The sequence below is a fragment of the Corynebacterium sp. 401_CJEI genome (assembly GCF_001076435.1).
Taxonomy (GTDB): domain Bacteria; phylum Actinomycetota; class Actinomycetes; order Mycobacteriales; family Mycobacteriaceae; genus Corynebacterium; species Corynebacterium jeikeium_D.
Genome location: NZ_JVIP01000044.1, coordinates 94,921 through 109,692 on the forward strand (window position 1 = coordinate 94,921; position 14,772 = coordinate 109,692).

Sequence of the window (14,772 nt, forward strand, 5' to 3'; positions counted from 1 at the left end):
GCGAATACTCCCTGTTATCGCCCTGGCCAGTACCTTTTGACTGACACGAATAGCATCACCGCTACCGCCACGATTGTCACCGCAGCGGTAGCGCCAACATGGTGCCGCGGCACATTTGATGCAACTACCAGCACAATAACCAGCGCAAGGACTGCAGCCCAACCTTGTCGCGCCCTTTTATCCCATTTGAAGGCATTGTCCTCCCAGTCCGGGTCAAAGACCCCTTCCCTATTGCGGTAATCAAAAACGAACTGAACCGCGATTAGTAGCAACACACCGGGAAAAATCCACTTAGTTGTCAATCCCGCCCATGCAATGACTCCGATTAAGAACCCGAAAATGGCAGCATAGATAACTGCTTGTCCCCATACTGCACTAGGGCTTTTGGGTCTTTTCAGCGCAACTTCGGTTTCCGTCATAGATTCCAGGCTAAACCTCAAATCGAAGCTCCACAGCGGTTTCAACCAAACCTCGGAATATTGACATGACAACAATGCGTTATGGAAAATGAAACAACCTAGCCAAAGGAGCCTGTCATGAGCGCAATCATTCAAAAATTCTCCGTAGCCGATAATCCGCAGCTTCCAGGTATGGACCCATTCCTGTTTGCCGTCCACCACTATGACCTATATCCACAGGCCAAGGGCCAAACTATGGCTCCCGATGCCTCTCTACTCGGCCGTAATATCGGCATGGACTTTTCCGGCAAGGACGGCTGGTCCATGTACCACGGCACAACCGTCCCCGGCTTCCCCTCCCACCCACACCGCGGCTTTGAAACTATCTCGATTGTCGAGGAAGGTTACGTCGACCACACCGACTCCGAAGGTGCACAGGCTCGTTACGGCGACGGCGACACGCAGTGGCTGACCACCGGCGCAGGCACTGCGCATGCTGAAATGTTCCCGCTTCTGCATAACGACGGCCCCAATCCTCACCACATGTTTCAGATTTGGCTGAACCTGCCGCCCGAAGGCAAGGAGGCAAAGCCGCACTTCCAGATGTTCTGGGCAGAAGACACTCCGCATGTCACCGGCACTGATGACAATGGCCACGGCTACGACGTAAAGGTCATCGCGGGCGCATTCGGCGATACTCAGCCGCTTGCTCCGCCACCGGAATCCTGGGCCGCTGCACCAGATTCCGATGTAGCCGTGTGGGTGCTGCGCCTGCAGCCGGGCGCACAGCTAACGTTGCCACCAACCAATTATGCCGAGACAATTCGGACTCTCTACTCTCTACGCGGCAGCCTCACTATCGAGGGCGAAACGCTGGTGCAAGAGGGCGCAGTGCTACGCTCAACCGAGGCACTGGACATTTCTGCAGGTGACGAGGGGGCCTTCGCGCTCATCCTCCAAGGCCGACCAATTGGCGCTCCCGTGTATCAGCATGGCCCGTTTGTCGCGAATAGCCGCGAAGAGCTCGTTGAGGCATTCGATGCCTACCAGCGTGGCGAGTTCGGCGCATGGCGGTTTGATTCCAACGATCCGGTTGCACCCTTTGAAGAGGGGCGCTTTGCCCGCTATCCGGACGGTACGGTTCGTCGCCCGGTCAATTAACCGGGATCCCCCGACGGGCTGCACATGTGAAACTGTGTGAGTTTATGACACTTTCAGGCCATTTTTTGGGTCATTTTTGTCATAAACGCAGTCAGTAACTCGGATTGGTCCGCTTCCGCCAGGTACACCCGAAACAAAAATCCCTCAAGCAACCAGGCGAATCTAATCGAACCTAACCGCTTAAGGGATAAGACGTGCCCCCGAGAGGAGTCGAACCTCCGACCTTCGGTACCGGAAACCGGCGCTCTATCCACTGAGCTACGGGGGCGTGTGGCACAAGCACAACAAGTGCAACGAGAAAAGATGTTACCACTTGGCTGGGGCGATTAGCGAAATGCCCCGCATCCCAGCCAAATCCGCACTATGCGGCCTCAGAAACCTGGTCTTCCTCAATAGGACACACCACAGGAACGCCTCCATCATTAAGCACGCGGGCTCGAATTCCATAGACGCGGGCCAAAAGATCCGGTGTGAGAACGTCAGCCGGACTCCCCTGGGCAACCACGTGGCCGTCGTGAAGCATGACAAGCTCATCGCAGTAGCGGGCTGCGAGATTGAGATCGTGGATTGCGACGAGCGCCAAGGAGCTCCGTGAGGCGACCTCCGCGCGGACGAGCTGTAGGAGTTCCACCTGGTGGCGCAGGTCGAGGGCGGAGGTGGGTTCGTCGAGAAGCATGACCTCGGGATCGCGGACAAACATCTGCGCGACGGCGACGAGCTGACGCTGACCGCCGGAGAGCTCGCCGACGAAGCGGTCGGCAAGGTGCTCAATACCAACCTTCCGGAGAACCTCCGCCGTGTGCTCAATCTCGGAGCCGCGCACGCGCAGACGCCCGGCGCGCCGACCAGAGACCAGTACCGATTCGAATGCGGTCAGCGAGGCGCTAGCCGGCAGATCCTGCGGCACGTAGCCCACCACATCGCGCAGTTCGGAGCCGATGACCCGCTCATTGTCACGGGTCAGTGCAATCTCCCCGGACATGGGCTTTCGAATCCCCGCCAGAGTGGTCATCAGTGTGGACTTACCCGCAGCGTTTGGCCCGAGCAAACCCGTCACCGTACCGGGCTTCAGCGTGCGTACTGAGGCCCCGCGCAGCACCTTCCGCTTACCATAGCCTGCAGCTACTTCGTTGACATCGAGAAATACGCCCATTAGTTCCACACCGTCCTCTTACGCAGGAAAACCAAGCCAACAAAAAATGGGACACCGACGATTGCGGTAATGATGCCAATCGGCACTGCCACACCCGGCACCACCGTGATGGATACCGCATGAGCTGCCGCCAGCAGCGCCGCGCCTGCCGCCATCGATGCCGGGGCAAAGAAGCGCTGTTCTTCACCGACCAGCATGCGCGCAATGTGTGGACCGACCAGTCCGATGAAGCCGATGATGCCGGCAAAGGCCACTGCGGTTGCCGCCAGCAGCGAGGCTACAATCAGCGTCGCAATGCGCAGCCTATCCACATTGATGCCCACGGCTTTTGCGCGGGCATCGCCAAGCCGCAACACCGTCAGCGCCCACGCATAGCGAATGGTGAACGGAATGGCGATCAGCAGCGCCGCCGCAATAATGCCGTTGGCCACCCAGTTCGCGCGCTGTAGCGAGCCCATCGTCCAGAACACAATCTGCTGGAGCGCCTCGGTAGTCGCGCGGTATTGCAACAGCGCCAACAGCGCTTGGAATAGAAACACCAGACCAATACCCAGCAGAATCATCGATTCCTTACCCGAGCCGCGCCATACCGACGCCGCCGCCACAATCGCCACCGCGATGACGGATGATACCCAGGCCACGGCCGCCAGGTTGAACTGCGCATGCGGAATAATCACCCAGCCCAGCACAATCGATGCCGCCCCACCGAACGCCGCTGCAGCCGAAATACCGAGGGTAAACGGCTCCGCCAGTGGGTTGTCGAGGATTGTCTGCATCTGTGCACCGGCAAGCGACAGCGCTGCACCAATCAGCACTGCCATCACTGATGCAGGAAGGCGCAGCTTCCACAGCACCGTACGAGTGGTTTCATCAACGTCATTCGGGCTCACGATACCCCGCACGACATCCCCCACACTCAGTGACATCGGCCCCACGATCGTCGCTACTACAAACGCGCACACGGCCAGCCCCACCAGCACCGCAATAACGGCAATCTTCCGGGCGGAGCGTCGTCGGTACTGTCGCGCAGAGTCGTAGGTCGTGCTTGACGACGGACACTCGTGCTGTTCGGTGGCGGGCTGCGACTCTTGACCGCCACTGTCGTTGGTGGAGGTGGGCTCGCGGGGTTCGTCGTCAAGCCCTGACGCGGGAGCGTGCAGATTGGTGTAAGTCATCGGATTCCTTCTTCGATGGTGGAAGATGGGTTACTTGGTCGGCTCCAGCGCGGCGAAGAAGGTGCCGCTGAGTTCGAAGGGTAGGTAGTCCTTGTGGAACTTGGCGAAGTCAGCGACTGGGTCGAGGTCAGCGAACTCTTCGGGGTGAATCCACTTGGCGAATTGCTCGAGGGCGAAGACGTTGTACGGCGAGTCGTAGAACTGGTGGAAGGCGGCGTACAGGTCCCCCTTCTTCGGCGCGGTCAGGGTGTCAAAACCCGGAGTCTTCAGCAGGCCTTCCAGAGTGCGCTGTGCGGTCTCTGGGGTGGCGGTGTAGCCGAGTTCGACGTGTGGCAGCACTTCCGGCTTCTTCGGATCGAGCGCCCAAGAACCACCGGTGGCGATGATCTTCTCCGGCTGGACGGACAGGACCTTCTCTGCGGTCACGTCGCCCGATTCGGTGTCGAGGAGGCTGTCTCCGAGGTTCTCACCGCCGGCTGCTGTGACAAGGTCACCGAGGTTGGACTTGTTGACGGTCGAGCAGCAATCCTTGAGGCCGGCTGCTCGCCAGACGAAGGTCTTTGGCTTGTCTTCGAGCTTGGCGGCACGTTCGGTGATCTCGTTGACGCGCTTTGTGTAGAAGTCGGTGAACTTCTTGGCATTGTCCTGCTCATCGACGATCTGGCCGAGGAGCTCGACGGACTTGGCGGTATTCTCCAGGGGCTTTTGCCGGAAGTCGGTGAATACGTACTTCAGACCTGCCTGATCGAGCTTGGTGAGGAAACCGGACTGCTCCGCGGCCTTCTTGTGGTCAAGGGTCATGACGACCACGTCTGGGTCGTGGGAGATGAGGTTTTCAACTGTGACATCGCCCTTGGCGATATTGCCGATGGTCGGCATGTCTTTCAGCTCGGGGTTCGTCTCGAAAAGCTTGGTTTCAAACGACGGCGCGCCCGAATGCAAATCGCTGCCCATGGCGACAACGTGGTCACCCGGGTTTTCGTGGTCAAGCATCGCGGTGACAAACATGGCGCGGCCTTCACCGAGCACGACTCGTTCTGGCTGCTTGTCGAAGGTCACAGTGCGACCTGCGACATCAGTGACAGTGAGTTCTCCTTTGTTGTCGGCAGCCTCGTTCGACTCTGCGTCCGCACCGCATGCTGTAGCGACGAAGCTCAGCGCTGCACACCCGATTGCGGCCAGAGTTTTGGTCTTTGGCGCGGTTTTAGCCTTGGCGAAAATATTGACTCTCATGCGTTTCAGTTTCTGCCTTGTTTATTTCTGCGTAGTTTTTGGTACTTAGGGTGCACAAAGAGAAGTGAGCACTCACCCCTTTGCTTTAGGCACGCCTTACTTTACAACTTGAAACGTAGAGAAAAAAGCGCCCTGCTAGTGATTGTTTTACTAGCAGGACTTGGAAGTCTTATTTCCTTTCGAGAACCGCCTGGAAGCACCTCAGCATCACTTCGCGGTCTTCATTCGCAAGTGGCGAAATAACTTCCTCGCGAACGGTGTCTACGTAGTCCGGCGCCGCTTCGGCAAACACATGTCGACCAACACCTGTTAGGACGACGACATAATCCGAGTCCGGGTCTTCGCCGTGATCTTCGGTGTGAATAAATCCGCGCTTTTCCAATCTGTTGGTATGCAGCAGCGCGCGGGGGTGGTTCCACTTCAGTCGATCACAAATCTTGTCAACATGCAGAATCCCATCCTCCACCTCATGCAAAGCGATGAGCAGGGTAAAGTCAGCGAACGTCAGCCCGGTGCGAGTGCGTAGGCTCCGCTCAATATTGCGCTCTACCTCGCGAAAAGCAGCTACCATCGACTGCCAAAAGAGCTGTTCATCATCACTCAGCCATTCAAATGAGTTCATACTGCTCTAGGCTAATGGTGAGAGCCTCGAAGCGGAGACAAATGAGAAAACACTCACAGAAAAACTTTTGACTACTCTGCTTTTCCGTCGACGGAATCGGTGACCGCAGCATTGGCGGTCGCTGCAATCTTATCGAGCACAGCGGAAATCCCCTGATAGTCGATATTTTCACCGAGCACGTCAAACACGACATGACGTACAAGCTTCACATGGTTCGGCGCCGCCTTCTCAATCACGGTTCGACCGTGTTCAGTAAGCGTGACATCGATACCACGGTTATCGCAGGCGCAGCGTTCCTTAGTTACTAGTCCGCGTCGCTCCATGCGAGTAATTTGGTGCGACATTCGGCTGCGGTCCCATTCCAGGGACTCACACAGGGTGCGCATGCGGACAACATTGTCTTCAGCCTCGGAGAGAGCAACCAGAACCGAAAAATCTGCAGTGGAAATATCGAGAGAATCTTGCAGCTGAAGGTCGATTGACCTGTCAACGGCCCGTTTAGCGTTCAGAATTGAGCGCCATAACCGCTGCTCTTCATCACTTAACCACGGAACATCTTGCATATGTACAGAGCCTACTATCTTGAAACCAAATCCTGAATTTTCATAAACTCCGCTCCTGTCACACGATCAAACCGAGCTTCATCGCACGTCAGGACTAATACCTGCATATCGCGCCCCGCTTTGGCAAGAGCATTATTCATCCGCCGCAAACGGTGTTCGTCTGAATAACCTAACGCATCATCAATAATCACCGGAGCGCCTTGGCCGCCCTCCATGACACCGGCAACGGCCAAGCGCAGCAGAATGTCCAGCTGCTCTTGCGCTCCACCAGATAGTTCATCGACATCGAACTTGCCATCGGCATTAGACCGTGACTCAATCTGCAAGTCCTCATTCATCGTGAACTGGGTTCCCGCACCGAACACACCGCCGCCGTACTCTTCGAGCTTGCGGAGCAAGGGGTCAGCCAGCGCATTCCGCGATGCCGCACGTGCCTGTGTCATTACCTTCATAAGAGTCTTGGCGGCGGCTGCACGGCGACGCATCGAGTCCCGATCTCGCTGTGTTCGCTCCACTACCCCCTCAGCAGCTGCCAGCTTCTCATTCGCGCTGTCGAAATAGTCCAAGTGCACCCGAATCTCTTGCCGGCGCTTTTCCAGCTCAGCCAGGCGATTCTCAACTGCATCCCGTCGCTGCTTAGCGCCCGCGAGCGATGCTTCCACGTCGTCGGCATCCCGCTGCGCCAGCTCTTTCAGAGCCGTAGCCAGCTGCTCTTCTGCCGCCTCATAGTCCTTGCCTCGGTTTTCCACCGCAGCAAAGATCTCGGCATCCGAGGCTTTTTCTCGCGCCGTCGTGAGCGAATCTTCGCGGACCTTCAGGACGGACCGAGCCCCTTCAAGCTCGCTGCTGGCCTTCGTATAGTTGGCGTGTGCAGGACGCTTTTCCAGCTTCGACAAGCGCATATCGGCATTGTCACGCTTCGACTCGGCATCCCTACGCCCCGCTGCAGCTTCTTCCAACCGCGCCTTCGCCGCTACCAAGTCAATCTCCGTCGGCGCATCCTCGCCCGCAAGTGCCCGATACCGCTCGCCCTGTACTCGTGCTTCTTCCTTCGCATCGTCCAGCTCTGCGGTGAGCTGGTGATACTCCACACCGTCGGACACCGCAGTTATGGATGTCTCCACCTGGAATCTTGCTTTTTCCGCTTCACGACGTCGTGTGTGTGCCTCTTGTGCTTCCGCGACGGAATCAGCGCCTGCCGCCTCAAGCTGTTCCTTGAGCGATATCTCTGCTTTTTCTAGCTTGCGCTGCTGCGAATCTGAGCCGTCTCCGGGCTGGATAGCAACCGTGACGTCGCCAACTTCGATGGCCAACGGCTTAGTAACCGCACGTTGAACTGTCTCAGCCTCCGGAGCTAGCCCCACTTTCTCGCCGTCGACTGTGACCTCCTGCGCACTACTAGCCGAGAGCTGCACACTCGGGCTCGACGCCTCCAGCACAGCGGTGGCTGTTGCAACTTCGCGTTCGCAGGTCAACAGTTTTTCCATTACCTCCTCGGTAACGGAATTCCGAGCAATTACCTCCTTTTGCTCTGCCAATTGCGCGCGGAGCGCATCGAGCTTCTTCACTCGCTTCGACAAGGCTTCAACCAAGCCGCGCTTCTCCCCCAATGCGACTTCAGCTGCAGCCAGCTCTTCTGCTTTTCGAGCTTCGCGGTACGCGGTCACAACTGCATCGCGATCCTCCTGCGCCTTCTTTAAAGCTGCGACCTCCTTATCGAACGCTTCCTTAAGTTCAGCAACTTTCTTCTCTGCGACGGAATGCTGATCCCTGGCATCTTGTGCCTGCTGAATGAAGGTTTCGCGCTCTTGCTGAGCCTGTTTAGCTAAGTCGAGCTGCTGCTTCGCCGCTGCAGAGACCTCCTGTGCCTGGGACACGGCAACCCTGAACTTTTCGAGTTCTTCGAGCGCCTGCGCCCAATGCTCGACTTCGTTTTTGGCTTCTGGCAACGATGCCCGCTGCGTGTGTTGGCTTTCTTCATTACGAGCAGCTTCCTCATTGAGCGCTTCGAATTCCCGGACCTTTTTCGCCGCTTCGTCGCGCACCCGCTGGGCTTCCGCCAGCTCCTTGTCTACGTCGGTAAGCTGCTTGCGCTCTTTGCCATTTTTTTGGAAATAGTTGCCGTATTCAGCTTCAACGGCTTCAAACAGACCTACCTCTTCTGCGGTTTCCGCGCGCTGCCCCGATGCCGACTGCAGTGCGCTTGTGACCTGCGCATACCCGCCCAAGGAGAGTGTCTTTTGCGCTTGTCCCTGTTCAGCAACGAAAACCTGCCACAGGTTCTTGGTGTCCGCATTGTGCATTCGGGCGGCCAGCCACTCTTCCGCCTGGTCATCTTTAAGAACCTCGGCTGTCGGAGAGTGGACGGTGACGATTGTGCCGGTGTCCTTGGTGCTACCAAAGACCTTGTCCAGCGTAAATTCGTAGCCGTCAAGCTCCAGCCGGAGCTTAACCTGCGGCTTTTCCTGGCTGGAGTGACTGTTCAGACTAAGCGCTTCGCTTGACCTGGACTTCCATTTTGTCGTCAGCGCAACGTGAATAGCTTTGGCAATTGTCGTCTTACCTGACTCGTTTTCACCGGAAATCACTACCACGCCACGCTCGGCGAGCCCTGTGATTGAGAGTGAATCAATCGCACGTACATTGTGTAATTCGATGTCGTGAAAACGCATGATTTATTCCTTCTCTCCGGCCAGGCGCGCCAGCAAGCGAAGCGCATCGGCTGCTGCGGTGGTTTCAGATTCTGATAGCGGGCTGCCGCTCTCGGTTCGCCCTTTGCTCAAGACCGTTAGTTTTTCTGCAGCTATGAGCGGATAACCGGTGAGATTGAGATTAGAGATATCCCCCTCGGACGGAACCACCGTCAAATCGGAACCACTTTCTCGGCGATAAAGTGCAGCGAAAAGCTGTTGATACTGCTCAAGTCGATTTTCAAAGGTAGTCGACTCCGACAGTGTCACGGTTCCTCGCAATGAATACTTCACCGCTGTGTCTGTCTTCGCCTCGATACCGTCCAGTTCAGCAAAGAACTCATCGAGGTCTTCCGCGCCAGTGATATCCATGTCAATGGCATGAAAAGCCCACTGCCCCACTCGGTGGGAGGCCACGGTAACTGAGCCCTTTTCGGGGCCGCTCTCTACAATGTCGACGACGAGTGCATTGCCGGAATCCCGTTCTTTGTCGTCGTACGCTGTGGTTTCGTGTGCGCCGGAGAAATAAACTCTGCCAGCATGATCGAGTTGGCTCGTGGAGTGGGAATCCCCCAGCGCAACATAGTGCAACGCCCCGCGCTCAATAGCTTGTTCCAAGCTGGTCAGATCAATGGTGGCTCCTGCATCAGCACCAAAGCCTTCTACTTGGCCGTGTGCGACCATCACTCGGATTCCATCGGCGGGCTCAAGCTCCGTGGCTATTTCCGCCACGATGTCGTCTGCCGAATACTTGCCGCGCACTGGCACGCCGATGAGTTCCACCCCGTCACGGATGGCAATGGGCGCACTGTCGCGAATTACGTAAACTCCTCGGTCTTCCAAAGATTCGAAAGCACTACGTCGATAAATGGAAGAAGCATCAAGCGCATCATGGTTGCCGGGTAGGAGATACACCGGCACGGGTAGCTTGGCGATTCGCTCAAGAGCCCGCAAGAACACCTTGTCCGGCAATGTGTTGGAATCGAACACGTCGCCAGCGACGACAATGAACTCAGCGCCTTCGCTGGTCGCCAACTCGCCGATGCGATCGATGGCGTTGAGGCGACTTTCGTGGAACCTAGCTTGGGCTTCACCGCCGTCGAGCTCTAGGAACCACCGAGTCATTCCCAGTTGCCAATCTGAGGTGTGAATGAATTTCATGACTAGCGCTCCTTTTGTCCCAGGCTCAGCGATTCCTGCAGTTGTTGCCAACAATCTTCCAAATCGGCGACTGCACGAATGGTCTCTCTCGAAATTACGCAGGTTGGCTGCAATGCTTCATGCAGCAAACTGCGGTCGGTAACTGTTAGTGGGTCAACAACCTCGAGCGAAGGAACGCTGACTCGTTCCAAGTCATTGCCCCAGTAATCGGCTTCGACAGCGAAAAGCTCGGCAACCTTTTTCTGCTCGTTGTCACCGCCATCATTTCCACCAGCTTCATCCGACTTCTGGGCGGTTTTATTGGGATCCTCCCGAACCGCGCCGCCAAGCCCGAGGCGCTTCGGCGCAGTCCGGTTTCGTAGCTGTGTTAGTTCCTGAAGCCGGCGTTGCAATTCGCGCTGCGGATAATCGCGCAGCTGCAGTAGCGACAGCGGATCGCGGTCGATATCGGCAACGAGTTGAGCGGCAACTGCAACGGTGTGCTTACACACAGGTGCCGGGTCCGGGCAGGTGCATTCGCTGTAAATGTGCTCTTCACCATCGCACAACAGCATTTCCATCTGCTCATACGGCAATTCACCGTGCTCAAACTCTGTGAAGGCCGACGGATTGTTCACCAACCACCGCAGTACGTCGTCAGTTTGTTTCTGCTCCCGCCGTGGGAACCGAATAAAGACTGAAAATGGTTCCGGCTGGCTGCCCTGCACTTCACCGATGATGTAACCATCCGCGATTCGAAGCCCCAGCACATTGCCGTCGAACCTGTACTTCTCACCTCTGTGAACACGACCCGAATCAGCGCCACGGATGATGAACTCCCACACCCACCGGGCAAAAGTAGTACGTGGCTCGACCGCCACTCGCGCTGCGGTTCCACGTCGCGGCTGTCCGGTAAATGCACCGGCCCAGTCCTGGGTGGCCAGGAGCTTTTCAATCGTCGAGCTGGTTGCTGGTGCGCTTCGCGCTGTCGTCCTTTTGCGACCACGCTTTCCAGAGGGGCCCTTGCCAAACTCGGCAAAGATGACATTGTCGCCCCATGTCACGTCTCCGTCACCGGCCATCAGTACCACCTCTTCTGGACTCTAAACGGGGTCACATTGTTGGGAATCGAATCGTCATCCGAGGATGCGGAATCCGATGCCGTGGCCTCCGAGTTCACCCCATCGGTCACCGTCCCACCGGACTTTGACTCCGCTGCGTCCATCGATTCACGCAGTGACTGAATCTTGTCCTTGTCCAATTGCCACAGAGACCGCAAACGGTGAAAGTCCATCTCCGTCAGCTTGGTTTCACCAGCGCGCACAACCGCATCCGCCAATTCTGCCTTCTCGAAAATCAGCTCGTCGATACGCTCTTCCAGCGTTCCCACACTGACCAGCTTGTGCACGTGTACGTCTTTACGCTGACCGATGCGGTAAGAGCGGTCCGTGGCCTGGTTTTCAACTGCTGGATTCCACCACCTGTCAATGTGAATGACGTGGTTGGCGGCAACCAGGTTGATGCCAACACCTGCCGCGAGAGTCGACAGCAAAATGATTGGTGGGCCGTCCGGGGCATTAAACTCTGCCACTACTTTCTCGCGCTGCGCCGGAGTCATTGCCCCTTGGATAAACGGAATGTCCACGCCCAGGCGCTTGCTGAAATGAGGGACGAGCATCTTGCCGAACTCCACGAACTGCGTGAACACAAGCGCGCGTTCACCGTTTTGGACAATCTCATCGACGAGCTCTTCCAGCCGTGCAACCTTGCCCGAGCGATGCTGCCCATGATTAAGCAGCCCCGAGCCGTCGTGCTGGTAGTGCGCTGGGTGATTGCAAATCTGCTTCAACTTCATGATGCCGCCGAGGATGATGCTCTTTCGCCCGAAGTTGCCAGAGCGGTTCCGCTTCGAGCGCTTGAGCTTGTCCTCGATGTCCTTCACAGCTTCCTGATACAAGAAAGCCTGCTCCGTCGTGAGAGGAACCATCTCCACCTGCTCATTCTTCTTGGGCAGGTCCGGCGCGATAGCTGGATCCGACTTGAGTCGGCGCAGGATAAAAGGTGCTGTAATCGACTGCAATTGCAGTAGCATTTCCGCATTCCCATCACGCTCGATGGGAATCGCAAACTTGTTGCGAAATGCATTCGCCGACCCCAGCATGCCTGGATTACAGAAATCCATGATGGTGCGCAGCTCGCCCAAGTCGTTTTCCACCGGAGTACCAGTCATGGCGATGTTGTGTCGCGAGCCCAGGCTCCGCAGCGCTCTGGATACCTGGGCGTTGGGGTTCTTAATTGCCTGCGCTTCGTCAGCAATCACATGATCCCACTGCACTTGGGACAGTTCGTTCACATCGCGGGTAGCAACACCATAGGTCGTCACAACAACATCGTGTTTCCCGATAAATTCCTGTAGTTCTTCACCATGAGGGCGGTGTGAACCATGCAGTAGCCCAACCTTGAGCTCTGGAGTGAACTTTGCCGCTTCTGCTGCCCAATTGCGCAGCACACCTGTCGGAACGACCAGAAGCGAAGCCTTGTGCTCTTGATCCTTCGCATCCGCTTGACGACGGCAGCGCTCATACTCCAACAGCGCCAGAATTTGCACAGTCTTACCAAGCCCCATGTCGTCAGCGAGAATGACACCAAAGCCGCGGTTGGACATATCCGCCAGCCACTCCACACCGCGCTGTTGATACTCCCGCAGCTCACCGACAAAACTCGGTGGCACCTCGACCGACTCTGCGAGGGCCGTGGAACCGTCTGAGTACTTCGACACTAACGCCTTGAGCCAAGAGGGATCCCTGGGGGCGACTGGCACTGCTGCTGGAGCTTGCGACTCCACGCCACCGTCGAAGACCAGCTCTTTCAGGGTGGCTTGCCCCTTACCGGTTTCCTCCCCGGCCTTGGTCTGCTCCACCAAAAACTTCAGGGCTTCCCTAGCTACCTCTGGGTTCGCGTGCACCCAGTGGTCGCGCAGATGCACTAGCCCCGTACTCGATGCAGCGAGCTCACGCATTTCCGCTTCCGTCAGTACGGCATCCCCCACGGCCAGCTTCCACTCGTAATCAACCAGTTGGTCAAATCCGAGTTTCGGTTCCGAACGGCGCCCAGCAGGCCCCGTCGGATCTAACTGGACGACTTCAGTGTGCAACTGCAGGGTGGTCTCCACCGACTTCCAGTTCGGCGGCAGCATCACATCGATATCGACCTTTGCCAGCTGCGAGATGCCATCAGTCATAAGCTCTATCAGCTGCTCTGAGGTCAGCAGCAGATCTAAGCCCGGGTGGCCCGCTGCTTTCGCATATTTGAGCGTCGGGAATGCCTCTTGTGCAGCCAATAGCTGCGGGCGAAGTAGCGACAGCACGGACCGGCGACACATTTCTGGGTTCAGGCGCTCCGGAGCTGCGACACCGATGCGGTAGTACATCCGCAATGGCCACAGAGTCTCATGTTCCACCGCAGCTGAACGAGGATTGAGGCGAGTTACTGAGCCGCCTTCGTCATCCGCTCGATCCCGCAACTCCAACAGCTGCGGAAGATCCACATCCGGCAAGTCTTCCAGCTGGCCTTCAAAACCAACGGGTTCCTGCACCATTAGCTGGAGGCGAACATCCTCACCATCGGCCGACAGCCTCCACTTTGCCAGCGACTGCGCCACCCCCGGTGTCGCGCGCCCCAGGGAATCCGACTGCAACAACGACCGCACGAAGCTCTGGCGCTGTTCTGCCGGTTCATCCAAATCGGCCAGGAGCGCGTTGGTGACCCAATGAAACATGCGATTGATGAAATCCTCAGCCACCGTGGCACCTCCGTTATCAATCAACACCGGTGGTGTACGGGAAATGACCTGACTCTGCCAGGCAATCTCACTCAACCCCTCCGACATCCGCCACGTCGGCCACCACTCATTGTCTTCCCACGTCAGCGCCACCAATGCCCGCCCAGAGCGTGCGAAAGCATCCAATCCCTGTACAACATCTACAAAGAACCTAAGATCCGGCGCCATCGCCGCCGAGGAAACTTCCTCCTGCAATTGCACCAGTGCTGTCACAGCAGCCCATGGCGGGAACACCCATGTGGGTACCGTTTTCTCTACTGCCCGCCCCTTCGGTGTGCGCAGTTTTAGCGTCAGCTGCGCTCGACTCCCCCGGTCCAGGACTGCAAAAAGCCGACGCTGATGCGCCGGGACTTCCAGCAAATCCACGTCCGCAATAATCCGGTGCCCCTCTGGCCGCTCCACCCATAGGTGAAGACCCGAATCATCCTTCCAGACCGCGTGCAGCAGCAACGGCACCGCTGACTTAGCAACTTGGCCCATTACTTCCTCCCCACTGCTTGCTCAGCCATCACCGTCTAATCACCCGGCGACTTCGCCACCAGATATTTCTTCAATGAAGATTCTGCCACGCACCCCGGAGCAGCTTTTCCATCACACCACAAAATTAGCACGCGTGTTCGAATTATGTATCTTGCAAAAATTACTTCACCTCCACCCAAATACCCCTTTTCCCAGGTAATTTGTCGCACTTAACCGATTTTTAAAGCCTTTTTCAACGCTTCTTATCTTGCAATGCAGCGCATCACATGCAAACGTCGTATGAGCTACAAGAATTAAAAATGTGTGACTCGTGCAA

The 14,772-nt window shown here is 56.9% G+C and carries 11 protein-coding genes and 1 tRNA gene; 1 reads left to right on the forward strand and 11 read right to left on the reverse strand.

The features are described from left to right. Nucleotides 1-14: 14 nt before the first annotated feature. On the reverse strand, nucleotides 15-419 hold the full coding sequence (locus ADM64_RS10495) for a hypothetical protein (protein ID WP_016422442.1): 405 nt from the start codon (nucleotides 417-419) through the stop codon (nucleotides 15-17). Between the two features lie 117 nt (nucleotides 420-536). Between ADM64_RS10495 and ADM64_RS10500 the strand changes: the two genes are divergently transcribed. Then, the gene (locus ADM64_RS10500) at nucleotides 537-1,559 is read left to right on the forward strand and encodes a pirin family protein (RefSeq protein WP_049194109.1); all 1,023 of its coding nucleotides are present in this window, start codon (nucleotides 537-539) and stop codon (nucleotides 1,557-1,559) included. Between the two features lie 195 nt (nucleotides 1,560-1,754). Here ADM64_RS10500 and ADM64_RS10505 read toward each other — a convergent pair. From ADM64_RS10505 to ADM64_RS10550, 10 genes are all read right to left on the reverse strand, one after another. Further along, nucleotides 1,755-1,827, reverse strand: a tRNA-Arg gene (locus ADM64_RS10505). 93 nt (nucleotides 1,828-1,920) lie between these two features. Next, nucleotides 1,921-2,712, reverse strand: a complete 792-nt coding sequence (locus ADM64_RS10510) for an ABC transporter ATP-binding protein (protein WP_049194111.1) — start codon at nucleotides 2,710-2,712, stop codon at nucleotides 1,921-1,923. Then, on the reverse strand, nucleotides 2,712-3,887 hold the full coding sequence (locus tag ADM64_RS10515; protein ID WP_049194113.1) for a FecCD family ABC transporter permease: 1,176 nt from the start codon (nucleotides 3,885-3,887) through the stop codon (nucleotides 2,712-2,714). The genes ADM64_RS10510 and ADM64_RS10515 overlap by 1 nt, the downstream gene beginning before the upstream one ends. A 30-nt stretch (nucleotides 3,888-3,917) precedes the next feature. Then, nucleotides 3,918-5,120 carry an ABC transporter substrate-binding protein gene (locus ADM64_RS10520; protein ID WP_049194114.1) on the reverse strand — a complete coding sequence of 401 codons (1,203 nt, stop codon included), beginning with the start codon at nucleotides 5,118-5,120 and terminating at the stop codon, nucleotides 3,918-3,920. Nucleotides 5,121-5,289: 169 nt separating this feature from the next. Continuing rightward, nucleotides 5,290-5,742, reverse strand: a complete 453-nt coding sequence (locus ADM64_RS10525; protein ID WP_016422437.1) for a MarR family winged helix-turn-helix transcriptional regulator — start codon at nucleotides 5,740-5,742, stop codon at nucleotides 5,290-5,292. A 71-nt stretch (nucleotides 5,743-5,813) separates the two neighbouring features. Then, on the reverse strand, nucleotides 5,814-6,305 hold the full coding sequence (locus ADM64_RS10530; protein WP_049194116.1) for a MarR family winged helix-turn-helix transcriptional regulator: 492 nt from the start codon (nucleotides 6,303-6,305) through the stop codon (nucleotides 5,814-5,816). A gap of 14 nt (nucleotides 6,306-6,319) precedes the next feature. Beyond that, complete coding sequence (locus ADM64_RS10535) at nucleotides 6,320-8,977, reverse strand: ATP-binding protein (RefSeq protein WP_049194117.1); 2,658 nt, start codon at nucleotides 8,975-8,977, stop codon at nucleotides 6,320-6,322. 3 nt (nucleotides 8,978-8,980) lie between these two features. Next, nucleotides 8,981-10,156, reverse strand: coding sequence for a metallophosphoesterase family protein (locus ADM64_RS10540; RefSeq protein ID WP_049190081.1), 1,176 nt, complete (start codon nucleotides 10,154-10,156; stop codon nucleotides 8,981-8,983). A 2-nt stretch (nucleotides 10,157-10,158) separates the two neighbouring features. Further along, on the reverse strand, nucleotides 10,159-11,217 hold the full coding sequence (locus tag ADM64_RS10545; RefSeq protein ID WP_049194118.1) for a hypothetical protein: 1,059 nt from the start codon (nucleotides 11,215-11,217) through the stop codon (nucleotides 10,159-10,161). Further along, nucleotides 11,217-14,456: a DEAD/DEAH box helicase gene (locus tag ADM64_RS10550; protein WP_049194119.1), complete on the reverse strand. Its 3,240-nt coding sequence runs from the start codon at nucleotides 14,454-14,456 to the stop codon at nucleotides 11,217-11,219. Before ADM64_RS10550 ends, ADM64_RS10545 begins: the two co-directional genes overlap by 1 nt. Nucleotides 14,457-14,772: the final 316 nt, after the last annotated feature.